At 59.4% G+C, this 23,233-nt stretch carries 24 protein-coding genes and 1 tRNA gene; 12 read left to right on the forward strand and 13 right to left on the reverse strand.

Going from position 1 to position 23,233, the window contains the following annotated elements:
- Positions 1–68 precede the first annotated feature (68 nt).
- From leuC to AC0V6V_RS04740, 10 genes are all read left to right on the forward strand, one after another.
- Entirely contained in the window at positions 69–1,499 is a 1,431-nt protein-coding gene (gene leuC, locus AC0V6V_RS04695) for a 3-isopropylmalate dehydratase large subunit (RefSeq protein ID WP_486164284.1), read from the forward strand.
- Positions 1,499–1,903 carry a GFA family protein gene (locus AC0V6V_RS04700; RefSeq protein WP_486164285.1) on the forward strand — a complete coding sequence of 135 codons (405 nt, stop codon included), beginning with the start codon at positions 1,499–1,501 and terminating at the stop codon, positions 1,901–1,903. Before leuC ends, AC0V6V_RS04700 begins: the two co-directional genes overlap by 1 nt.
- 76 nt (positions 1,904–1,979) lie before the next feature.
- Positions 1,980–3,044, forward strand: coding sequence for a zinc ribbon domain-containing protein (locus tag AC0V6V_RS04705; RefSeq protein WP_486166043.1), 1,065 nt, complete (start codon positions 1,980–1,982; stop codon positions 3,042–3,044).
- Between the two features lie 66 nt (positions 3,045–3,110).
- Positions 3,111–3,269 (forward strand): isopropylmalate isomerase, encoded by a 159-nt coding sequence (locus AC0V6V_RS04710; protein WP_472638148.1) that lies wholly within the window; start codon positions 3,111–3,113, stop codon positions 3,267–3,269.
- The gene (leuD, locus tag AC0V6V_RS04715) at positions 3,269–3,874 is read left to right on the forward strand and encodes a 3-isopropylmalate dehydratase small subunit (RefSeq protein ID WP_486164286.1); all 606 of its coding nucleotides are present in this window, start codon (positions 3,269–3,271) and stop codon (positions 3,872–3,874) included. Before AC0V6V_RS04710 ends, leuD begins: the two co-directional genes overlap by 1 nt.
- Positions 3,871–4,869: an NADPH:quinone oxidoreductase family protein gene (locus tag AC0V6V_RS04720; RefSeq protein WP_486164287.1), complete on the forward strand. Its 999-nt coding sequence runs from the start codon at positions 3,871–3,873 to the stop codon at positions 4,867–4,869. The genes leuD and AC0V6V_RS04720 overlap by 4 nt, the downstream gene beginning before the upstream one ends.
- 114 nt (positions 4,870–4,983) lie before the next feature.
- Complete coding sequence (locus tag AC0V6V_RS04725; RefSeq protein ID WP_472642855.1) at positions 4,984–5,307, forward strand: DUF1476 domain-containing protein; 324 nt, start codon at positions 4,984–4,986, stop codon at positions 5,305–5,307.
- Positions 5,308–5,312: 5 nt separating this feature from the next.
- Entirely contained in the window at positions 5,313–5,546 is a 234-nt protein-coding gene (locus AC0V6V_RS04730) for a BolA/IbaG family iron-sulfur metabolism protein (protein WP_486138560.1), read from the forward strand.
- A 47-nt stretch (positions 5,547–5,593) separates the two neighbouring features.
- The gene (gene grxD / locus AC0V6V_RS04735) at positions 5,594–5,929 is read left to right on the forward strand and encodes a Grx4 family monothiol glutaredoxin (RefSeq protein WP_486164288.1); all 336 of its coding nucleotides are present in this window, start codon (positions 5,594–5,596) and stop codon (positions 5,927–5,929) included.
- Between the two features lie 425 nt (positions 5,930–6,354).
- On the forward strand, positions 6,355–7,137 hold the full coding sequence (locus tag AC0V6V_RS04740; RefSeq protein WP_486164289.1) for an NUDIX hydrolase: 783 nt from the start codon (positions 6,355–6,357) through the stop codon (positions 7,135–7,137).
- A 125-nt stretch (positions 7,138–7,262) separates the two neighbouring features.
- Here the strand turns inward: AC0V6V_RS04740 and AC0V6V_RS04745 are convergent, their stop codons facing one another.
- Both AC0V6V_RS04745 and AC0V6V_RS04750 read right to left on the reverse strand, forming a co-directional pair.
- Entirely contained in the window at positions 7,263–7,610 is a 348-nt protein-coding gene (locus tag AC0V6V_RS04745) for a hypothetical protein (protein ID WP_486164290.1), read from the reverse strand.
- Between the two features lie 176 nt (positions 7,611–7,786).
- Positions 7,787–7,863 (reverse strand) — tRNA-Arg (locus tag AC0V6V_RS04750).
- 74 nt (positions 7,864–7,937) lie between these two features.
- Here AC0V6V_RS04750 and AC0V6V_RS04755 point away from each other — a divergent pair.
- Positions 7,938–8,777, forward strand: a complete 840-nt coding sequence (locus AC0V6V_RS04755) for a queuosine precursor transporter (protein ID WP_486164291.1) — start codon at positions 7,938–7,940, stop codon at positions 8,775–8,777.
- Positions 8,778–8,794: 17 nt separating this feature from the next.
- Here AC0V6V_RS04755 and AC0V6V_RS04760 read toward each other — a convergent pair whose 3' ends face one another.
- The 11 genes from AC0V6V_RS04760 to AC0V6V_RS04810 form a co-directional block, all read right to left on the reverse strand.
- Positions 8,795–10,333, reverse strand: coding sequence for a Ppx/GppA phosphatase family protein (locus AC0V6V_RS04760; RefSeq protein WP_486164292.1), 1,539 nt, complete (start codon positions 10,331–10,333; stop codon positions 8,795–8,797).
- On the reverse strand, positions 10,330–12,510 hold the full coding sequence (locus AC0V6V_RS04765; RefSeq protein WP_486164293.1) for an RNA degradosome polyphosphate kinase: 2,181 nt from the start codon (positions 12,508–12,510) through the stop codon (positions 10,330–10,332). Before AC0V6V_RS04765 ends, AC0V6V_RS04760 begins: the two co-directional genes overlap by 4 nt.
- Positions 12,511–12,588: 78 nt before the next feature.
- Positions 12,589–13,638 carry a P-type DNA transfer ATPase VirB11 gene (gene virB11 / locus AC0V6V_RS04770; protein WP_486166227.1) on the reverse strand — a complete coding sequence of 350 codons (1,050 nt, stop codon included), beginning with the start codon at positions 13,636–13,638 and terminating at the stop codon, positions 12,589–12,591.
- Positions 13,639–13,653: 15 nt separating this feature from the next.
- The gene (locus AC0V6V_RS04775) at positions 13,654–14,811 is read right to left on the reverse strand and encodes a TrbI/VirB10 family protein (RefSeq protein WP_486166228.1); all 1,158 of its coding nucleotides are present in this window, start codon (positions 14,809–14,811) and stop codon (positions 13,654–13,656) included.
- Positions 14,811–15,596: a TrbG/VirB9 family P-type conjugative transfer protein gene (locus AC0V6V_RS04780; protein ID WP_486164295.1), complete on the reverse strand. Its 786-nt coding sequence runs from the start codon at positions 15,594–15,596 to the stop codon at positions 14,811–14,813. Before AC0V6V_RS04780 ends, AC0V6V_RS04775 begins: the two co-directional genes overlap by 1 nt.
- A gap of 50 nt (positions 15,597–15,646) precedes the next feature.
- On the reverse strand, positions 15,647–16,819 hold the full coding sequence (locus AC0V6V_RS04785) for a TrbL/VirB6 family protein (RefSeq protein ID WP_486164296.1): 1,173 nt from the start codon (positions 16,817–16,819) through the stop codon (positions 15,647–15,649).
- Positions 16,816–19,272, reverse strand: coding sequence for a VirB4 family type IV secretion/conjugal transfer ATPase (locus AC0V6V_RS04790; protein ID WP_486164297.1), 2,457 nt, complete (start codon positions 19,270–19,272; stop codon positions 16,816–16,818). The genes AC0V6V_RS04785 and AC0V6V_RS04790 overlap by 4 nt, the downstream gene beginning before the upstream one ends.
- Positions 19,273–19,294: 22 nt before the next feature.
- Entirely contained in the window at positions 19,295–19,579 is a 285-nt protein-coding gene (locus tag AC0V6V_RS04795; protein WP_486164298.1) for a VirB3 family type IV secretion system protein, read from the reverse strand.
- Between the two features lie 9 nt (positions 19,580–19,588).
- The gene (locus AC0V6V_RS04800; protein ID WP_486166045.1) at positions 19,589–19,885 is read right to left on the reverse strand and encodes a TrbC/VirB2 family protein; all 297 of its coding nucleotides are present in this window, start codon (positions 19,883–19,885) and stop codon (positions 19,589–19,591) included.
- Between the two features lie 87 nt (positions 19,886–19,972).
- Positions 19,973–20,614, reverse strand: a complete 642-nt coding sequence (locus AC0V6V_RS04805; RefSeq protein WP_486164299.1) for a lytic transglycosylase domain-containing protein — start codon at positions 20,612–20,614, stop codon at positions 19,973–19,975.
- 247 nt (positions 20,615–20,861) lie between these two features.
- A complete protein-coding gene (locus AC0V6V_RS04810; RefSeq protein ID WP_486164300.1) occupies positions 20,862–21,260 on the reverse strand; it encodes a hypothetical protein in 399 nt (132 codons plus the stop codon).
- Positions 21,261–21,586: 326 nt separating this feature from the next.
- On the opposite strand from AC0V6V_RS04810, the gene AC0V6V_RS04815 reads away from it, so the two are divergent.
- Complete coding sequence (locus tag AC0V6V_RS04815; RefSeq protein WP_486164301.1) at positions 21,587–23,125, forward strand: hypothetical protein; 1,539 nt, start codon at positions 21,587–21,589, stop codon at positions 23,123–23,125.
- Positions 23,126–23,233: the final 108 nt, after the last annotated feature.

Here is a 23,233-nt window from a genome sequence, read left to right on the forward strand (position 1 = left end):
ATGACTATCCGCCTGCCGAGTACGGAGCGGGTTGCAAGTGTTGCACCAAGGCCGCTAATCGACTCGTCATGGCTAGCAAACCACGCACATTGTACGAGAAGATCTGGGACGCGCATGTTGTTGAGACGCGCGAGGATGGGACATCGCTGATCTATATTGATCGGCATTTGGTTCACGAGGTGACGAGCCCGCAAGCGTTCGAAGCCTTGCGGCTGGCGGGGCGTCCAGTGCGCCGCCCGGAATTGACCCTGGCCGTGCCGGATCACAACCTGCCTACCACCGCTCGGCGCGATGCGAGCGGCAGAAAGATCCCGATTGCCGATCCGCAAAGCCGCGCTCAACTGGAAGCGCTGGAGAAGAACGCGCCGGAATTTGGCATTCGCTACATTGGCGATGCGGATGACGCGCAAGGCATCGTCCATGTTGTTGGGCCGGAGCAAGGCTTCTCCCTGCCCGGCACCACGATCGTCTGCGGGGATTCGCACACTGCCTCTCATGGCGGATTGGGCGCGCTCGCATTCGGTATAGGTACCAGCGAAGTGGAGCACGTGCTCGCGACGCAGACCTTGCTGCTCCAGAAATCGAAGACGATGGAGCTTCGCGTGGAAGGAGAACTTTCCGCAGGCATCACCGCCAAGGATCTGATTTTGCATATCATTGGTCAGATTGGCGCGGCTGGCGGGTCTGGCTATGTGATCGAATATCGCGGCCAAGTGTTTGAGCAGATGAGCGTCGAGCAGCGCCTGACCGTGTGCAATATGAGCATTGAGGCAGGCGCGCGTGCGGGCCTGGTCGCGCCGGATGATGTCGTATTCGACTACCTCAAAGGACGCCCGATGGCGCCCAAAGGAGCGGATTGGGACGAGGCGGTGCAATATTGGCGCTCGCTCGTCAGCGACCCCGGCGCTCAGTTCGACAAGAGCGTGGTGATCGATGCCAGCGATGTTGAACCCACGGTCAGCTGGGGCACCAGCCCTGAAGACGTGATCGCGATTGGCGGCACGGTCCCCTCGCCCGAGAGCTTTGCCGACAAAGACAAGCAAGAGGCCGCACGCAAAAGCCTCGACTACATGGGCCTGACGCCGGGCACCGCGATGAGCGATATTCCAGTGGAGAACATCTTCATCGGCAGCTGCACCAACAGCCGTATCGAAGACCTGCGCGCCGCCGCTGAAGTGCTGAATGGCCGCCGCAAGGCAGACAATGTGAAATGGGCCATCGTCGTGCCCGGGTCTGGCCTGGTGAAGCGCCAAGCGGAAGAGGAAGGCCTCGACCACATCTTTACAGAAGCCGGATTTGAGTGGCGAGAGCCGGGGTGCTCCGCCTGCTTGGGGATGAACCCGGACAAAGTTCCAACCGGGGAACGCTGCGCCTCAACCTCCAACCGCAATTTTGTTGGCCGCCAAGGCCCCGGCGCGCGCACGCATTTGCTCTCGCCAGCGATGGCTGCGGCGGCAGCTGTAACCGGGCGGTTGACCGATGTTCGCACGCTAAAGTGATGCAGGGCAGCTGCCATTGCGGGAACGTGAGCGTGATCATCGCGAGGCAGCCAGACTACATCAACCTGTGCGATTGCTCGCTGTGCTTAAAATCTGGCGGCGCGTGGGGATATTTCTCTGAGAGCGACGGTGAGGTGGATGGTTCAACCCGCGCCTACCGCCGTAAGGATTACAAGGAACCTGCGGTCGAGATGCAATTCTGCGGAGATTGCGGGACGACGACCCACTGGGTGCTGACAGAGCATTTGGAAGGCGAACGAATGGGCGTGAATATGCGGCTTTTCGCGCCGGACCAGGTCGAAGGAATTGAAGCGCGCACGCTTGATGGGCGCAATTGGTTTGACGAAACTGAGGCTGAACATCGCCGATCTCCGGGCAAACTGGGCAGCGATGTCTTTTTGTGAGCAGCAAAGCGATTGCTTGATTGGGTTTCGCGGGCCATTGGCCTCGCAACAGGAGGGTTAGCAAGCGATGGATGTGATGAAGGGAATTCGGGTTCCAGAGCGGCTCTACAAGGGCGTGCTGTGGCTTGTTTCGATTGTCTTTGCCGCCTTTCTGGTGGGCCTGGGCAATCTCATCATTGGCGATCTGCCGCAGGTCCAGGCTGAGCTGAACCGCGATCAATATGTCGAAACCGCTGAGGTAAAGGAGCTGCGCGGCCAGATAAGCGCGCTTGATGAAGAGCGCTCCGCTCTGGATGATCGGCGCGAGCTGCTTTATATTCAGCAGCGTCAGGCAGCCGAAGAGAAGCAATCCGCGACCGAGACGTTTGAGGCGTGGATCAAGACCCGCTCTGCGACCACCGATCCAACGCAAGATCCAGAGGTGATCGCGCGTACCCGCGCTTTGGAACAATTGCAGCAAAACGAGCGCTCAATCAGCAGCTCGATCAACGCGCTCGACACCGAAGCGACCGAACTGAGCCAGCGTCGCAGCGTGATTTCAGAGCAGCTTTACGATGCCGAAGATGCGGGCGTACCCGCTTATGAACGTGCCTATTTCTGGCAAGAGCTGCAGGTATTTGGGCTGAGACTGCTCATCACCCTGCCCATGCTGGGGATCGCCGCATGGCTGATCGTGAAGCGCCGCAAGGGCGAATATTGGCCGATCTCACGCGGGTTTGTGCTCGCCTCGGTGTTTGTATTCTTCGTCGAGTTGGTGCCTTATCTGCCAAGCTATGGCGGCTATGTTCGCTATAGCGTTGGCATCCTCCTGACCTTTGCGGCGGGCCATTTCTTAATCAAGAATATGCGGCAATATCTCGCTCAGCGGCAGGAGGTTGAGCAAAAGGCTGAGGAAGAGCGGCGCAAGCTCGTCTCGCACGATGAGGCGTTCAAGAAAATGTCCTCCAGCGTGTGCCCCGGCTGTGACCGGCCAATCGCCAAGATGGATGGAACCGAGAGCAATTTCTGCGTCCATTGCGGCATGACCTTGTTCGATCGCTGCATCAGCTGCGAGACCCGCAAAATGGCGTTCTTCCGCTTTTGCATGGCCTGCGGAACCACCGCCGAGACCGAGTCGGAGGATCCTGCCCCTGCAACCTAGCCGAAGCTGAGAACATATTGCGCGCAATCCCTTGCAAGCCTGCCCTCCCGCTCCCATGAGGATATCATGACGAAAAACACCAAAAGCAAAGCTGCCATCGCCGCCGGTGCAATCGGCTCTGCTGCTGTTGCAGCGGCGCTTCTCTATGCCAACAAACGCAAGAGCAAAGACAAAAAACCAGAAGCGCCCAAAGTGCCCTCTGGCGAAAACCCGGAAACAGACTGATGGACGCTATTCAAAGCGTGGCAGGGCAAGCGATCCCGTTCGGCGCCAAAAATATCGACACAGATATTATTATCCCAGCGAAGTGGCTGAAAACGACCAGCCGCGAGGGGTTAGGTGCTGGCGCTTTTGAGTCGATCCGAGAGATTGATGGCAACGTCTTTGACGACCCCGCCTATGCCGGGTCACAAATCCTGATCGCTGGCGACAACTTTGGCTGTGGCTCCAGCCGCGAACACGCCGCCTGGGCTCTGCTCGATCTGGGGATTCGCGCGGTCTTGGCGCCGAGCTACTCCGACATTTTTTCAGGCAATGCGGTGAAGAACGGCATCTTGCCGATCGTCCTGCCTCAGGCAGCGATTGACCGCCTGCTGGAGGTCGCGCGCGGGGGCGAGCCAATCGACATCGATCTGGAAACGCAAACCGTCACGACCCCGTTTCAAGACCGCTTCGCATTCGACATCGATCCATTCCGTAAGCACTGCTTGCTCAACGGATTAGACGAGGTCGCGCTCACGCTAGAGCGCAATGACGCCATTCAATCATATGAGAACCAGCGCGCATCGACGCAAAGCTGGCTGACACAGGGAACGGAGATACACGCATGAGAGCGCTACGCACACACGAGATTGGCGGACCGGAAACGCTGAAACTCGACGAAATTGAGGTGCCTGCGCCGGGCAAAGGCGAGGTTCTGGTCGATGTAAAGGCGTGCGCGATCAACTTCCCCGATACTCTGATGATCCGCGACCTCTACCAATTCAAGCCAGAACGCCCCTATGCGCCCGGCGGCGAGATCGCAGGCGTGATCGAGGCAGTTGGCGAAGGCGTGGAAGGATACAAAGTCGGCGACAAGGTCATGGCCGGGATCGGCAATGGCGGCTTGTCAGAGAAGGTTATTGTGCCTGCCGCTCGCATGTTCCCTGTCCCGGACGGTGTGCCCTATGAGAAGGCGGCATCGCTGCTGCTGACCTATGGCACCACGATCCACGGTCTGAAAGACCGCGGCCACATCAAGGCGGGCGACACAGTCCTGATCCTAGGCGCGGCGGGCGGCGTTGGCCTGTCCGCTATCGAGCTTGCCAAGGCATATGGTGCGCGCGTCGTCGCCGCCGTCTCCAGCGAAGCCAAAGGCGAAGTCGCCAGAAACGCGGGCGCGGACGAGGTCGTCATCTACCCGCGCGATGAAATGGACAAGGCAGCCTCCAAAGAGCTCGCCGGGGCGTTTAAAGCCGCGTGCGGACCTGAAGGCGCGAACATTGTCTATGACATTGTCGGCGGCCAGTATTCCGAGCCAGCCTTGCGCTCAATCGCTTGGGAAGGCCGTTTCCTGGTTGTGGGCTTCCCAGCAGGCATCGCGAAAATGCCATTGAATCTGACCCTACTGAAATCCTGCGATATTTGCGGCGTTTTCTGGGGCGCTTTCACCGCGCGCGAACCAGCCAAATTCGTTGAGCAGGTCAAGGAGCTGTTCGAGCTTATGAAGGCAGGCAAAATTGATCCGCTGGTGTCTGAAACCTTCCCATTGGAGCGCGCAGGCGAGGCCATCGCCAAGCTGGAAAGCCGCGAGGCGGTGGGCAAGCTTGTGGTGACGATGGACTAGCGCCCGTACGCTTACTTGGAGGCGCCGCGCGATCCACGCTTGCCGCAGGCCGCCCGGCCTCCTATTTTGCATGGGCACATTTCAATACTTGGGCCACCGGCCGAGGGGACTAATATGACTGATTTCAAAGATCGCGAACGCGCCGAAGAAGCCAAATTCGCAATGGACGAAGAAACCGCCTTTAAAGTCGCGGCGCGTCGCAACCGCTTGCTGGGCGAATGGGCCGCTGGCCTCATGAACCTCACCGAAGAAGAGACCGACGCTTACAAGAAGGCCGTCGTACAGGCGGACTTTGAAGAAGCTGGCGATGAAGATGTGATCCGCAAGCTGCTGGGCGATCTCACCGCGGCGGAATGCGATGTCAGCGAAGACGACATTCGCGCCAAGCTGGAAGAAAAGGCCATCGAGGCAAAACGTCAATTCATGAGCGAGAGCTAAGCGGCATGCCGATGGCAGCGGCCGATATCGAAGCGCTTATCACGGCGGCGCTGCCTGGCGCTGTGGTGGAGATGCGCGATTTGGCGGGAGACAATGACCACTGGGCCGCAACCGTCACTGCGCCGCAATTTGCTGGCAAGAACCGGGTTCAGCAGCACAAGATGGTCTATGCGGCGCTGGGTGAGCGCATGGGCGGCGAACTGCACGCCTTGCAAGTCACCACCGTTGTTCCCACCTAATCCTCATACGATTTTTCATGATTCAATTTTCAAAGGTCTAGGCCATTATGTCCGACACAAACGCCCGCATCACCAGCATCGTTAGCGAAAACGATGTCGTACTGTTCATGAAAGGCACCCCGCTGTTCCCACAGTGCGGATTTTCTAGCCGGGCCATCGCCATCCTCGATCATTGCGGCGTCGCTTATGAAAGCGTCGATGTGCTGCAAGACATGGAAGTGCGCCAAGGCATCAAGACGTTTTCCGAGTGGCCGACCATCCCTCAGCTCTATGTGAAGGGCGAATTTCTGGGCGGCAGCGATATCATGATGGAAATGTTCGAAGCCGGCGAACTGCAACAGCTTATGGAAGAAAAAGCGGTCGCAAAAGCCGAAGCGTCGTAAGTCTACGCGCTCGCATCCGCGAGCGCGATTTCCTCGCCCACGCGACCTGAAGGTCGCATCGCTGCGGGCGGGCAGTCGCCCTTGCGACGCCTGCGGCGCCGAGTTTTCACGGACCTCCCGGCTTGCGCCTAAAGCCGAACAAACACCCGAAAAACGAAAAACCCGCCTCGTGAACCAAACGAGGCGGGTTTTCTAATTTCGGGGAGGTGAAACCAAGAGACCAAAAAAGACCTCACCTCTTTATCGAAGACCACTAGGGGCACACATTACTATGCATCCACCGTGCCAAAAACGCGGGCGCTAGTATTTTCAGTCAGTTAAATGGTTTCTACGGGTTAACCATAGGGCCAAATGTAAAAGATACCGACAAGCAAAGCTGTAAATGCGCTTGGCAAGTCGCCCTGCCCTCGGCATCACTGCAAAGAATGGCCAATCAAACACCGCAATCACCCGAAGGCATCCCTGCCGCGACCATCGTGATCTTTCGCAAGAGTAGCGATGGCGGTGCCCCTGAAATCCTGATGACGGTCCGTTCGCGCAATATGGCATTTGCGGGCGGTATGGCCGTGTTCCCCGGCGGACGGGTCGATGATGCGGACTTTGCGCTGGCCCGCACACTTGCCTCTCCGCTTGATATTGCTGAGCTTGCGCATCAGATCGCGGCGGTTCGCGAAACCATCGAAGAAACCGGTCTGGCGCTGGGCATTGCGGGCGATGTTGATGCGGCAAAGGCGGCCGACGCGCGGGCGATGCTGCTGGCGACCGGCGAACTCGCACCCGTGCTGGACGCGTTCAATTGGTCGCTCGACCTTGATCAAATCACGCCCTTCGCCCGCTGGTTTCCCAAGAATGAGAACATCAGCCGGGTCTATGACACGCGCTTTTACCTTGCCAATCTGGGTACGGGCGAGGTCGAGATCGCCGCTGACCAATCAGAAAACACGCGATTGTTCTGGGTCAGCGCGCAAGGGGCGCTCGACATGGCGGAGCGCGGCGAGATCAAGCTGATCTTCCCGACTCGCCGCAATCTGGAACGCCTCGCTCTGTTCGCAAGCTATGAAGAAGCGCGCACGCAGGCCGAGGCTATTCCGGTCAAAACCATTATTCCCAGGATCGACGACAGCAATGATCAGCCGATGCTGAGGATCATGGAAGACGCTGGCTATCCCATCACAGCAGAATTGCTGGAGACGGTTCAGCGCGGGTAGCGTGAGTTTGCGACAAGGACCGTGCCGCCCGCACCCTCCACCCTTCCACCCGGATGGTATCCCGGTAGGCTCCGGGTGGAAGGGTGGAGGGTGCGGGCTGGCTAAGGCATTCTAACTACGACACACTACCTACGCGCGAGCCTGCGGTTGTTCTCTTTGAAATTGGCAACGTGATAGCCGCGCTCGGCCATTTCCTTGCGATAATCATGGCGCGCATCGCGGAGTTCCTGGCGATATTCCTCATAGGCATCGCGGCGATCTTCTTCATCGGTTGCGCGGCGAAGGTCACTCGCCAGCTCGCGCTTGGCCTCGCTGATATCAGTCCGATAATCGAGCCACCATTTGTTGCTGTCATTATTGGGCGAGAGCGGCGCGCGGTAGCCGTCGACCACAATCCCCTTTTGGTGGGCCGCAGCGGGAGCCGCGATCATGGCGCTGCCAAGAGCGATTGAAGCAAGAATCATACGGGTCATCGGATGTCTCCTATCGGTGATTAGTCCGCGCAAAGTGTCGCTCAGCACATGAACCGCAGGTGTCGAAATATGCGCTGCGATCGCGGCAAGGGCGATGCGCCACACCAGCTGTGCGGAATGAGCGACGAGTTGCAGGGCCCGCGACACGCAGGAGCTTCAATCGTGACTCTGGAAAATGGCGCGCCCGGCAGGACTCGAACCTGCTGCCTCAAGATTAGAAGTCTCGCGCTCTATCCAGATGAGCTACGGGCGCGCACGCTCCTTGCGAGCACATTCGCCCAATAGCGCGCTTTGCGGCGGTGTAAAATCGCGTTAGGCACTTCGGCTATGAATAACCCAGATAACAATGCGGCCAGCGGGCCGATTGCGACCAGCGCAGCGCCGCGAACTTTCCGTTATTACGACCTGGTGATGGCTGCCTTTGTGGCGATCCTGCTGCTCTCCAATATTATCGGCGCGGCAAAGCTGACCTTTCTCGAGGTGCCGTTCTGGCCCGATAGCATGTGGCCCGCACCCGACGGGATATTCATCTATGGCGCAGGGATCCTGTTCTTCCCGCTCGGCTATGTCATCGGCGATATTCTGACTGAGATCTATGGCTTCGCAAAAGCGCGCCGAGTGATCTGGACCGGCTTTGCTGCGATGATCTTCCTCGCCTTTATGAGCTATGTGGTGGTCGGCCTGCCCGCCTTTGCCGGATGGGAATGCGCGGCAAGCTCCTCTCTGCAATTCACAGGCAACAGCGACTCGATCCCCGGCGAGATATGCCAGCAGACCTACGAATCCGTCTTTGGCAGCACATGGCGGATCGTCATGGCCTCAATCATCGCCTTTTGGGCCGGCGAATTCGTCAATTCCTATGTCATGGCCAAGATGAAGGTCTGGACGAAAGGCAAGGCGCTGTGGACCCGCACGATTGGCTCGACCGTGGTCGGCCAAGGGGTCGACAGCCTGATCTTCTACCCAATCGCCTTTTACGGCATTTGGAGCACTGAGGCGGTGATCACTGTGATGATCACGAATTGGCTACTGAAGGTCGTGTGGGAGGCTTTGCTGACGCCAGTGACCTATGCGGTAGTTGGCAAACTTAAGAAGGCGGAAGGCGTCGATCTGTTCGACACGGAAACCAATTTCTCCCCCTTCGCGAGTGAAAAACAGCAGGCTTAGCAGCTCCTACGCGGACGCTATTCCTGATCTCCGATGGGAAGGTGCAGCGCGCCATCCTCGACAATTTCGACGGTGAAGTCGACGCCGAGGCGGTCCGAGAGCAATTTCAAATCCTTCTCGGTCGGGATGCCAAATAGGTCGCGGTGGCTGTGTTCTAACCGCAGGACTAGACCGTTCTCGCCCAGCATCAACCGGCTGACCTGCAGCGAACGCCGCGAGCGTCCGCCGATCCGGCGCGCCAAGCGAATGGCGAGGCCCCAGCACACCGCCTCCTCCAAAGCGTTTTCGGTGGCAAGCGCATGCAATTCGTCCGGCAGATCGCAGTGATTGCCATTGGCCATGCTCGCCGCGGCCAGCATCGCCCGCCCCTGCCCATCAATCGCCAGCCAGCGTTTATGCATCGCCCAATCCACCGCCAGCGGATGGCGCAGGTTCGGCTCTATCTGCATGCTGGCGAGCGCCAACATGGTCGCGGACAGACGCAGCCGCTCTGACCCGTGCTCGCCCAGCGGTGCAGCATCCGCCGTCCAACCTGCGATCTGCGTTGCGAGGGTCGGCGGCGCGCCGCGCTGCGCGGCAAACACCGCCACGCCAGCTTGCAGCGGATCTTGGTCCTTCCCGTGCATCGGCAAGGCATCGAACAGCAGCCCTTCGCGCAGGCCCCAAGAGGAAAACACAACCCGCTCCGGCTCCAACTGCTCCAGCATCGCTTGCAGCAGAACCGCCGCATCGGGCAGTTTCTCAGAACGCATGGTCGAAATCCGGTCGATCGATTTGAGGGTTTCAGGCGACTGATCTGCAAGCCCCTTCGCCAGCGCCATCGCATCGCTCTGTGATAGTTCAAACGCGTGCGGATCGCTCAGCGGATGGCCGCGCTCCTGCATCGCGTAAACCGCCATCGCCCGCCAAGTGCCACCGACCAGATAGAGCGGCGTCTCAATCGGTTCACCCCAACCGGCTTTCTTGAGCCGTTTCTGCAGCGCTTTGCGCATGTCTGATTGTTTGTCAGCGTGATATTCGGGCAGCCTTAGGGTGCCGAGCGGCAGTGAGGTCGCCTCTCCCGTGTCTCCGCCAGCAATAGTCACCAGCTCCAGACTGCCGCCACCGAGGTCGGCCACAACCCCTTTGGCGCGAGGGAACGCGCCAATCACACCGTTCGCGCTCAGCCGCGCCTCTTCTTCACCAGAGATGACTTGCAAATCCAGCCCCAGCGCGCGGACGTTTTCCACGAATTCTGGCCCGTTTTTGGCATCGCGCACAGCGGCGGTGGCAACTGTCTCAATATCTTCAATCCCCAAGCCATCGAGCAGCAGCACAAAGCGCCTTAGGCCGCGCATGGCGAGCTCCACCGCTTCTTCTGCCAGCATACCAGTTTCGGAGATTTCGCGGCCCAGCCGCGCCGTTACCTTTTCATTGAACAGAACAGTCGGCGCCCGCATCGTCCCGCCATAGACCACCAAACGAACCGTGTTCGAACCCACATCGATGATCGCGCGTTCGGCCTTGTTCCCAGAGAACGCCCCCTCGCGATCCGCTCGCTTGGCTCTCAATGTCATCCAGTTCCGCCCCTTCGCAGCGACAATTTCGGCACAGCGCCCGCCTCTAGCGCGCCCCCACGCCCAGACAGCGAAGGGTTCGTCATAAAATAACGGTGACAATTAAATGGCTTAGCATCAGTTACGACGCGTTCATAGGAGCCGTCGGACTGCAACCACCAGCTTTGCTCTGTATCGAGCATATTGGCGAGCAGCACCTGCTGCAGCACCTGATCATGCACGGTGCGATTGGTGATCGGGATCAGGGTTTCGACCCGGCGATCGAGATTGCGCTCCATCAGATCGGCAGAAGCAATGTAGACCCGTGTGTCTTCGCTGGGCATTGGCGCGCCATTGGCGAAGGCGTAAATCCGGCTGTGTTCCAGAAAGCGCCCGATGATCGATTTCACGCGAATGTTCTCGCTGAGGCCCGGGATGCCCGGGCGCAAGCAGCAGATACCGCGCACGATCAGCTCAACCATGACCCCGGCCCCGCTCGCTTCATACAGGCGGTCGATGATCCCTTGATCGGTGATCTGATTGCACTTGATCCAGATCGCGGCGGGCCTGCCCGCTTTCGCATTGGCGATTTCTGTGTCGATGCGGCTGCCAATCTCATCGCGCAGATTGATCGGGGCGATCTTCAGCGCCTCCAGCTCATCCGGCTCGACATAGCCAGTGATGAAATTGAACATCTTCGTCGCATCGCGGACCAGCTGAGGATCGGCGGTGAAGAATGACAGATCGGTGTAAATTTTGGCGGTGATCGGATGATAATTACCGGTGCCAAAGTGGCAATAGGTGCGCAGTCCATCTTCCTCGCGGCGCACGACCATCGCGACCTTCGCATGAGTTTTCCAATCGACGAAACCGTAGATCACCTGAACCCCGGCACGCTCCAGCTTGCTCGCCCACATCAGGTTCTGCTCTTCGTCAAACCTTGCCTTCAGCTCGACGACTGCGGTCACGGATTTGCCCGCCTCTGCCGCTGCGATCAGGCCATTGATGACCGCCGATTGCGAGCCTGCGCGGTAGAGCGTTTGTTTGATAGCCACGACATCGGGATCAGCTGCCGCCTGCCGGATAAAGTCGACCACCACTTCAAAGCTCTCATAGGGGTGGTGAATGATGATGTCTTTTTCGCGAATGGCGGAAAATGCGTCGCCATCATGCTCGCGAATACGCTCCGGATAGCGCGGGCTATAGCTGTCGAATTTGAGGTCTGGTCGGTCTTCTTCGACAATCTCAGCCAGCCCATCGATGCCGATAATCCCGTCGGTTTTGATCACGGCGGCTTCATGAATGCCGAGCTGTTCGAGCAATATCTGCTCTGCGCGAGGGTCGAAATCTTCTTCAATCTCCAGCTGGATCACACGGCCACGGCGGCGGCGCTGGATCGCGCTGCGGAAATAGCGCACGAGGTCTTCGGCTTCTTCCTCAACTTCGATATCGCTGTCGCGCAAAACGCGGAACTGGCCATCGCCTTCTATCGTAAAGCCGGGGAAGAGCATGCTGGCATAGCGCTGGATCAGGCTTGAGATTGAGACGTAGATCGCCTCCTCGCCGGGCACACGAATAAAGCGCGGCAATCCGCTGGGGATCAGGATCATCTCGATGATCTGTTCCTCATCTGCGTCACGGTTCAGCGTGAAGAGTACGCCGGTTCCTTCATTGGCAATGAAGGGAAAGGGATGCGCCGGATCCAATGCCTGCGGCGTGATAACCGGCAGAATTTCGTCACGAAAATAGGTTTCAAGCCAGTCCTTTGCCTCATCGCTCAGGCGGTGATCCTCATCGACCAAAATGCCCGCATCGTTGAGCAGTTGATGCAGGTCGCGCCAACTGTTTTGCTGATTTTCGGAAATCACCTCTAACCGTTCGCGTATGGCAGACAGCTGCTGCGACGGGGTGCGGCCATCAATCGCTGGCCGGGCGATGCCGCGCTGAACCTGACCGACCAGCCCTGCAACCCGGATCATCATAAACTCATCAAGATTGGTGCCGGAAATCGAAAGAAAGCGCAGCCGCTCAAGCAGCGGATATTTCGTGTTGTCAGCCTCTGCCAGAACGCGCTCGTTAAAACGCAGCCAAGACAGCTCGCGGTTGAAATAGGCCTCGCCGGGATGCTGGGATTCCATGCCTTCTCGGCTGAAATCGCCAGCGACATCGTCGTTACTCGGGATTGGCTGGCTGCCCATCATCGCCTCATTGTTGAGAAGTTAAACGCTGCTTTTTCGTCGGACATATTCGCGATGTAAATCAAGCTCGCAAACTTGTCACACCAATGATCGGCAATCCGCAATTTGTGTAATCCCGCGCTTGCCATTGGCATCGCGTCCGAGCTGAACGATCACATCAATGACACTCGCCGCATAGGCAATGGTGTCCGTGCGTGAGAGGCCAATGCCGGTCTGCATCACCATTAGCGACAATTGTTCGAGAGCGCCGGTCAAGCTGTTGGCGTGAATGGTCGAGAAACTGCCCGGGTGCCCGGTGTTGATCGCCCGCAGGAAGGAAACACTTTCCGCGCCGCGCAATTCGCCCAGCACAATGCGGTCTGGCCGCAGACGCAGCGCAGCTTGCAGCAGTTCATTGGCGGTGACCTTTGCCTCGCCCAGCTCGCCTTTCACCGCGACCAGGCCAACCGAGTTTTCTCCCGGAAATTTAAGTTCTGGCGTATCTTCCACCATCACCACCCGTTCGGCGCGCGGTATCTCGCCCAGCATGGCGTTGAGGAATGTGGTTTTACCCGTGCTGGTGCCGCCAGAGATCAGGATTGTGCGGCGATTGCGGATCGCTTCGCGCAAATATGCAATCGGCTCTTTTTGAGAGTCCGGCATTGGCGTTTCTGGCGCGCTGGTCAGAGGTCCAGCGTCATAGGCATCCAGCGGCAGGTCGAGTTGCCGGTGGCGGCGAATGGCCATCACCCAATGCTTGCGCGAGGCAGGCGGACCGCAAAACTGGATCCGCGCCCCGTCTGGTAACGTCGCCCCGAGCAGAGGATGCTCGCGGTTGATCCCCTGGTGGCTAACGCGCGCAACTTGCTCTGCCAGGCGCTGAACCAGACGGTCATCAATGTCGGGCGCGTCGATCCGCTTGAACCCGGGATCAGAGGCGTCTTCGACCCAAACCTCGCCCGGCTGGTTGACCATAATCTCGGTGACCGTATCCCGGTCCAGCCAACGACGAAACGGCGCAAGATAGGCGTCGAGATAGACGCTGCGCTCGCCGATCATGGCCGCGCCCGGTGCGGGTATGGCCTGCTCGCTGCCTGCCGATGCGGCTGGGCCAGTGTCATTGGCCAAAGGATGGATCTCTGCGCTCATGCGGGACCGTCGGGCTCAGTTGACCGTGCTGAAATCGAGATCGCGCGCGGTGAAGACCCGGATTGGCTCCCCCATCTTCACGCGGATCGTCGGGCTGATCGCGCCGTCTTGCTGAGCCGCGATGCTGGCTGCACCCTGCCCTGCTCCGCCGAGGACGACCGATGCGCCGCCGCTGCCGATGGCTGACAGGCCGCCAACCACTGACAGCAACATGGCCGAACCAAACCGGCGGAAGAAGTGGTTGTTCACATCACCTTGCAGACCCGTCGTGCCATCAAAGGCGACCGCCGGTGAGGCAATGTTGACCGACACGCCGTCAGGACGGATCAAGCGGGTCCAAATGACATAAGCGCGCTTCTGTCCCTGCTGGACGCCGGACTGATATTGCCCAACCAGGCGCGAGCTGCGCGGGACCAGTACCTTCGTACCGTCGAAGCTGCGCACATCCTGGCTGACGACAGCCCGGACAAAGCCCGGAACATCGGTGTCGATAGCGGTCTCAAGGATCGCTGGGATCAACGTGCCTTGGGTAACGGTAGTCGTTGGATTGGCCATCGGCTGTGCTTGGGCAGGCCCGCCGCCTACGCCGCCGATACGGCTGGCAAATTCGCTAGCTGAACCGACCGCACCGCCCGGTACAGAGGTCGCGCCAGCTGTCGCCGCCATGGGAGCGGGTGCAAGCGCCTCACCGAGACGCGCAGAGCTTGCCGCAGCGCTCGCATCAAACACCATGGTCGGCGTCGCGTAAGGATTGGTCGCTGGGCCAAGCACGCGGTTGGGATTGTTCGAGAACACCGGCGATGGCGCAGGGTCGCTGCGCGGCGCTCTGGCGGGCGCAACCTGAGCGACATTCACCGGACCGGCAGCGCCCGGCGCTCTGGCCGGAGGCGGCGCACTGGCAACTGCCGCAGGCGCAGTTTCTGCTGTACCAGTGCGCGCGGCGTCCATGCTCCACAGCGTAACTGCGCCGAGGCCAAGGACAATGACGGCGCCCAAAGCCAGACCCAAGCCGTCGGATTTGGAGGTGCGCTCTGTGACGGCGGGAAAGCCATTGCGGCTGGCGAGATCGATGATCTCTGCCGACTCGCCGTCGCGCGGATCAGTATTGGCGTCAGAATTCGCATCCGCGCCGTTTTGCCCCTTCTTGGGCGGCATTCGCATGGCAAGGCGCATCACTTCACCTCCGTCTTGGTGCTAAGCCGGGCCAACGCAGCATTATCGCTGAGCGCCCCGAGATCGACCGAGCGGATTGGCCCGGTGTTGGTCAAAACTGCGCTGTCTTCGCCAGAGCGTAGGATGATCTGAGTCGGCACACCTTCCACGATCACAGTGTCCCCGCGAACGGTGAAATTAACCGGACCCTCATCGCCCTTGTGGTTGGTCGTCAGGATCGCCGGAATGGTCGAACCCTCCGCCCAAGTCAGAAAGGTCGTGTCGCCATCGTCATAGGCGCGGGTCGGCAGCAATTCCTTGTCACCCTCGCTCGCCCAATCAAAATTGAGCCGCGATGGATCGCTTACCGCGAAGGGATCATTGGCCGCCGCCAATTCCGCTGCGCTGGCGCGTTCACGCTCTTCCCGCTCCAACCGTGCAAGCCGCTCCGCTTCTTCAGCTGCCTCAGCCTCTGGATAGCTAAACTGCAAGACATAGAGCGGCTTATTGCGCGGGCTTGCCACCAAATCGAACAGGTATGTACGCTTGGTCGTCACCACGGTCATATTGGTGCTGGCATTGGCCGAGAGCGGCTTCACGAACAGCAGGCTGGCGCGCTTATTTGGCGTGACCTGCCAGGCTTGGCTGTCGCCAATCGCGACGTTCTCGATCGTCTCATCATCGCGAAACTTGATCGTTGCCTGTACTTTTGGCTTGCCAGAAATGCGCACGACCTGTGTCTCATCATAGACCATGGTCACAAGGCGCGAGTCCTGCGCGGTGGCGGGCGCGGCGGCGATAGGCATGAGGCCTAATGCGAGAGCAGCAAGCGGAAGCCGGAATTTCGGCGCGCGGATCATTTTGTCGTCTCCGGTTTACGCGAATGTGCGGGACGGAAGCGATTGCCTATCCCGTGTGTGCGTGACGTGGATGGATTGAGCGGAGCGTTCTGCACGCCTCCGCCTGAACTGGTGGCGAACACGCGGGTCTCGCGCACTGCCGCGCCGCCGGCCGTGCCCGTGTCATTGGCGGCGGTGATGGTTGTGATCGTCGGCATATCGATCCGGCGTTGACCAGTCGCACCCATAGGCGCGGTTTGCGCGGTGCGATTGTCAGCCACTGTCACTTGCGGCTGAGGCGGCGTGCTTGTCATGTCGCGGCCCTTCTCGACCTCGACATTCTGGGCAAAGCCAAACACCTGCCAGCCGGCGACCATGGTCGAGGTGACTTTGATCGTCATGATCATCAGCGCCACATGGACCGCACCGACCAGGAAGAAGGCCATGGCGGCCTGCTGGTCAATCTCGCCCGGTACAGCCACCAAAGCGGCGAGGATCGGCACGGCAAGCTCCAACATGATCGATCCGCCCAGCACCGCGAACAGCGGGGTCAGCGCAAGCATCACTACGCCCTTCAGCCAGCCTACAAACAGCCCTCGCGTGCCATTGAACAGCGCCATCACCACGAAGATCGGCCCCAGCGCCACAAGCAGCGCGAGGCCAATGCGCGCAGTCACAAGCAGACCGACCGTGCCAAGCAGCAGCAGCATAGCGCCGAGCCACATCATGCCGGGCGGCGAGAATGCGCTGATATCAACCTCACCCGTGCTCGCGTCTTGCACGGCCAGGAACACGATATCGAGCTTGGTTGCGAAGGTCTGCGTCGCGGAGCCATCGCTGTCGGTCAGAATACCCGCCAGCCAGTCCGGCCCGCCCACCGCAATGTTCCAAACCACGCTTTGATAGGCGACCCAGCTGGTCACAAAGGTCAGCACCAGGCCAATGGTAAGGATGCGCGGAGTTAGCGCGCGAATGCTAAGGTTGGACCGCCCAAGCAGCAAGCTGATCCCGAAGAATGCGACATAGAGCGTGAGCAGGATCGTCAGCACCGTCGCCAGCGACCCGCCTGAGGCAAACAGGCGCCCAAAGGCATCGCCCGTCACTTCACTGGCGATGCAGTCCACCGCCGTTAAAGCGGCGGCTACTCCAGTGCCCATATTCTCGGCAACAGTGTCGCAATTTACCGTCATTCGGCCGCCAATCGCATGGCTTGTGCGTCATCGGAATCGAGGCTCGGCCCATCCGGCCAGGCATGATTGGTGAGTGCCGGGTACCAATCCTCTGGCTTATCGCCGACCGCCTCGCGCAGCAGGTCGACCCTGCGCACGGAGCTTTCGCGGCCAGAAAGAACGGTCAGCACCTCAGGCGCGCCTGACAGATCAAGCCGCACAACCACGCTCGCGTCAGGTTGGCGCACAAGGAAACAGCGCGAATGTGCTGGCAATGTGCGGATCAGCGCCAGCTCATGCTCGGTCAGGCCAAAGCCCTCGCAATAATCCTCAGCGCGCGCTCTGCTGTTTGGCATAAACACCATAGTCGCGGTCTGCTCGACCAAAGCGGTCGAAATGCGGCTTTCCAGCGCATCAGCGGCGGACTGTGTGGCAAATCCGACCAGAGCATTGCGCTTACGCAAAGTCTTCAGCCAGTCGCGAATGCGCGCGGCGAACACTTCGTCATCGAGCGCTTTCCATCCCTCATCGATCAGGATCATGGTCGGTTGACCATCGAGCCGTTCGTCGACGCGGTGGAACAAATACATCATGGTCGGCGTGCGCAGGCGCGGATTTTCCAGCAGCGCTGTCATATCAAATCCGAGCACGCGCTGGTCGAGATCGAGCTTGTCCTGCTCATTGTCAAACAGCCAAGCGTGCTCGCCGCCCTCGGCATCTTTGGCCGCATCGTTGGAGCCTATCCATGCCGACAGACGGTCAGCGAGATCGCCAGGCTCTGGGCGCTTTGCACCGGCCAGCAGCTCCTTAAAGTGGCGCAGACGGCGCAGGCCCGCATCATTGGCATAGGCCGCATCGACAGCCGCGCTGATAGTTGCAAATTCCTCTGGACCATCTGCGTCAAGCAGCACCGCCAGCCAATCGCGCAGGAATGCCTTATTGGTCGGCGTGTCCGGCAAGGACAACGGGTTAAACCCGGTCGGCTCGCCCGCGCTGATCCGGTCATAGCGCCCACCAATCCCGCGCACGAACAGTTCCGCGCCGCGATCCTTGTCGAACAGGATCGTGCGGGGACTGAACTTTTGCGCTTGCGCAGCGAGGAAGTTCATCACCACAGTTTTGCCTGAGCCCGATGGCCCGATGACCGAGAAATTGCCAAGATCACCGTGGTGAAAATTGAAGAAGAACGGGGTCGCACTGGTTGTCTCCAGCAGAGTGACCGCATCGCCCCAGTGATTGCCGCTGGCCTGGCCCAAGGCAAAGCCGTGGAAGCTGCCAAAGCTTGCCATATTGGCCGAGGAAATGAGCGCGCGCCGGACGATATATTCCTCGTTGCCCGGGAATTGCGCCCAGAACGCAGGCTCAAGATTGGTGTCTTCGCGTACCGCAATCGCGCCGGTGTCCGCCAGTGCTGCCGCGCAGGCCGCCGTGGCGTCGTCCAGGCGGTCAAGGCTGCGTTCCCGCACCAGCACAGTGAGGTGGTGATCGCCAAAGCCGACCGCGCCATTGCCCAGCGCATCGCGCGCCGCGAGCATATCATTGCGCTCTGCCGCCGCTTCTTCGTCAACCGAGCGCAGACGCCGCAGCGCCAGATCAATCCGCTCCCTCGCGGTCGTGCGTTCATTGGGCGCATAGCTCTCGGTCACGATCATCTCGTATGGCAGGCGCAGCAAGCCATCGAGTAGACCGGGCGATGTCGCCTCGGGATAATCTTTCAGTCCTAGGATCGCAGAGAAATCCGGCTGGCCAGAGCCGCGTTGCTCCATCGCATCCAGACCAAAGCTGGCGCGGCGATAGGGCAGCATATGGCCAATATCAGTGTCTTCATCCGGGCGGCGCACGGGGCGCATCTCGCCATTGTAGAGCGCAGAGAGCAGCTCCAGCATTTCTGAATTGGTGCCGTCGCTGCCGGGCACGGAATAGTCGGCCAGCACACTCGCGCCGTAAGCGGAAAGCGATGCGACCAATCCAGTGGCGGCCGATTTCAGGCTGCGCACATCTTTGATATCGGCTTCCAGCTCGCTTTGGCCAGTGCGGCTCCACATGCGCGAAAACCGCTCTGCAAGGCCAGCTTTGCCGCGCGCAGGGCGGCGGATCAGCGTGATAAACTGGTCGTTGATAAACAGCGAACCGCCCGCCAGCCGCTCTTTCCAGCGCTGGTCAATATGGCGCGACAATGGATCGGCAAACTGCGCATCCAGATCAACCTCAACCTGACGGCGAATGACGTGGTGGTACAGCGCAAAGCGCGCATCCAAGGTCGAGCGCAGCATCACCTCGCGCGTCGCCGCATGGGCGTTAAGCGCGTCGGAATCCTCGGTCTCAAACAGCAGGCCAGGCACTTGGATCGCGGTCATCACCGATCCATCGCGCAACAGCACGGTGCTCTCATCGATCAGCCGCGCATAGGGCAGGCGATCGCCAGCCAGCGCCTCTTTGGCGCTCCAGCTTGCCGGTCCAATCCATTTCACCATAGCAGGCCCTCCTTATCAGGCCTTAAGCCGCGTAGCTGTTACAGCCCCACCGCTTGTAATTCTTGACCCGCGGACATTTCGAAACCTTGGTGATCCAAAGGTCGAAAATGCGCGGTTCGCGAAGCGAAGAAAAATAGCCGATCACGTGCACGACCACCGGCACGATCATGATCCACCAGTTTTTGAGGATCAAAAACGCAATCGTCGTCACCATCAGATTGATGATGAAAAAGTTCATCGTCACGCCGGCAAACATTTGCGGGCGGGTAAGAGCGCGGTGAACCGGATGGCGAATGAGATTGGTCATATGCTCGCCTCAGGCCGCCGCGCTTTGGATGCCAGCGACAATGGTCGATGCGCCAAACAGGATGAACACGCCGATGATCACGGTCGCGCCAAAGCGCCAATTCATCCGGCCGGTCAGCATCATGAAGCCGACCGCTGCGACAGCCATCACCGCAACTGCAGTGGCGACATTGCCCAGCAGCGTGCCTTGTAACCAGCCGAGCGCCGCAACAATCGGGCCGGAACCCTGCGGATCAGCAACCTGCTGAGCATGCGCAGCAACAGGCGCCATCATCAGGGCGATAAAGGCCACAATCCGGGCCATCATCATGGCTGGCATGCAAAAAAGTGACGACATTGATGTTCCCATTCGTGTTCTGCTTTGTCCTTAGATGCCGTGTTTACGACATCATGGTTAAAAAGGTTGCGTATCGGCGCGCGAGTGCGACGCCAGCCGGCCCATGATGGCCGCGACATAGAGTTTCGTCTCGCGAATATTCGGAACGCCGCCAGCGCGCTCGACCCGTCCGGGTCCAGCGTTATAGGCGGCCAGTGCTTTTTCGAGATCTCCGTCAAAACGGTCGAGCTGCTCGCGCAGATAGCGCGCCCCTCCCTCTAAGTTCTGGAACGGATCATCGGGGTCTACGCCGAGATATTCGGCGGTGCCCGGCATCAATTGCGCAAGCCCCCGCGCCCCCGCATGCGACACAGCATTGGGGCGCCAGCGGCTTTCCTGCCAAACCAGCGCCTCAAGCAGCGATGGGCTGAGATCGAACCGCACAGACAGGCTCTGAATGGTGTCGGCATACATCGCCGGCACACCCAAGGCATGACGCGATGGATCGGCAATAATGCTGTCCGGCACGATCATAGCGTCGAGATCAATAGCATCGCTGGAGACAGAAAATTCAGGATTTTGGGTGATCGCCACCGACCGCGCCCCGGTGATCCAGCGGGCACCGTCAGCATCGATTTGCAGCACATCCGCCTGAGCGGGTGCAGTTGTAAGAGCAAACGCAGCAACAGCGCCGGCCATGCCCAAACGAGCGAGAATCATCCAAAACCCTCCAATCACGCCCCCTTGCTCATGGTACATGACAAGCAAGTGACATTTACGCAGTTCATAGCCTTATCAAGGCAAAGTATTGCGTAGCAATTAAAGTTAACGCCTATGATTAAGCGATAGATTGGACTGGTTGCAAACAGGAAAGCAATCGTGGGGCCTGTCGAACCCGCCCAATTGCGTCGTTTTGTGCGATGAAGTGTTGGAATTACGGCCTAGACGACAAGGCCGCCCAAGTTGGTCACTCTTTCAAAGAGACGCGATTGGCGAAACGCTCGCTCCGCACGGGGGCGAATTCGTCATTGTCGAGCATGCGCAGCGCTTTGCGCGCAAGCCGGCGCGAGTCGGTTTCTGTGCCGTTCGCTGTGTCGATTTCAATGCGATCATCGCTGGCTGCAGCGGCCTTGAACAAAGCGCGCGCCCGCTCCTCATCCCCTTGCCGCGCATAGGCAATGCCAAGATTGATAAGCTGCGCGGGATCATGAGCGCGAACCGCCTCCAGTTCAGCAATCGCATCAGCATTGCGGCCGGCGACCAAATGCGCGGCTTGCAAATCAGGCTCGGCCTGCCTTGCAATGACCTCAGATGTGACAGGACTTGCTGTCAAAGACGCAGCTACCAATGCTGAAGTGATGAACACGGCTCTCTCCTTCTTGAATAATCAGAAGATGCGCCGCCAAACCGCAAACTGCAATAAAAATGTCATATTGTCATTTTTCTGTAACGAGATTCTCTTTTGATCTGTTTTTAAATAATATTTTTTTCTGTTCTTTCTCACTTTGACGTGATGCAAAATCTGACAAAACGGACATAAATATCTTTCTTTTGTCATAGTTCGGTCAAAGAAACCGAACCGTCATATTCGACGCAATTCCGTCATGCTCGCTGCCTAGCGGACTCCCCGAACGCGATAATCGCGCTCTATCGATTCTTCGGTTTTTAAGGGGACCGCTCGCTGTGAAAAACATGTCTCGTACTCTCGTTCTTGGTTGCAGCCTCGCTGCATTAGCTGCCTGCGGCGGCGATGAAATTGTCTCCCCCGGCACCTCGGGGGACATTATTATTAACAACCCCACGCCAACCGCGACACCCACCACCACACCGCCAACCGGCGGAACGGTCACACCGGCTGCTGGTTGCCCTACAATCAATTCAACTGGCGGTCTTACCGATGCCGGTACGATCACCGGTCCAACCGGCGAATACCGCGTGTGTGAGCTTCCAGCTCTGATCGATGCCAATGACACGCTGCCATTCGTGGACGGCCTGCTGTATGCCCTGCCCGGACGCGTCGATGTCGGCACCGACCAAGGCTTCTCGAGCACTGGCACCGACGTAACGCTCACGGTTGATGATGGCGTTATCGTCTTCGGCTCAACCGGCCGTTCGTTCCTCGTCGTCAATCGCGGCAACGCATTGAACTCTGTTGGTACGGCTGACCGTCCAATTGTCTGGACCAGCCGCGACAATGTGCTCGGCCTTAGCGATGATAATTCCACCGGTCAGTGGGGCGGCATTGTTCTGCTCGGCCGCGCGCCAGTCTCTGACTGCGCAACCGGCGTGTTCAACACCGATGCCAACCCCAACGCCAATCCGACCTGCGAGCAATCGCTCGAAGGCACCACGGTGGCCACCAACTTTGGCGGCGGCGACAGTGCCGACAGTTCGGGTGAGATGAACTACAATCAGATCCGCTTCTCCGGCTTCAGTCTGGCGCCGGGTGATGAGCTGCAATCGCTTACCACGGGCGGCATCGGCAGCGGCACGACGCTCGCCAACTTCATGTCGTTCAACAGCTCGGACGATGGCATGGAATTCTTCGGCGGCTCGGTGAACATGAGCAACGTTGTGGCTGTCGGCGCGGATGACGACTCGATCGACGTCGATACTGGCGCTCAGGCCAATCTTCAGTTCGTGGTCGTGGCTCAGCGCACCTCTGGCGGGGACAGCCTCATCGAGCTCGACTCGCCTGATGCGGACTTCTCCGTCAACGCCCGCCCACGCACCGTATTGCAAGTGGCGAACTTCACGTTCCTCGAACGCTCTGGCTCCAACTCGCAAGCGATCCGTGCACGCGGCGGCGCGGCGCTCAATCTCGCCAATGGCGTGATCGACACCAATGACGAAACTTGCCTGCGCATCGATGAGACCTTCACCCGCGATGTCCCGCCAAGCTTTAACTCGGTGGTCGGCGATTGCGATGCGACGCGCCCTGTTCGCGGCGATGCTGGCGTGACTGACGCTGAGGTTCAGGCGCTGGTCGATGGCGGCACGAACAACAATGTCGCCTTCACCATCTCGCTGACCGGTATCGTCAACGGCGCCAATGAAACCGGCGTGGCCGCGTTCGATCCGACCGCCCTCTCCAGCTTCTTCACCGCAGAGACCTTTGTCGGCGCGGTTCCAGATGCGGCGGACACGCGCTTCGGCAATTGGACCTGCAATTCCGGCACGCTCGATTTCGGCAGCACCACCGGGTCTTGCACCTCGCTGCCGGTTTACTGATCGAACGCCCAAAATGCGAAGGGGGAGGCGCTGTGATCTGGCCAAGATCTCCGGCGCCTCCCTTCTCACAATCTACGAGCCGAACTGCCGGCTCATCACAGTTTCAGA

The sequence above is a fragment of the Erythrobacter sp. S249 genome (assembly GCF_057364975.1).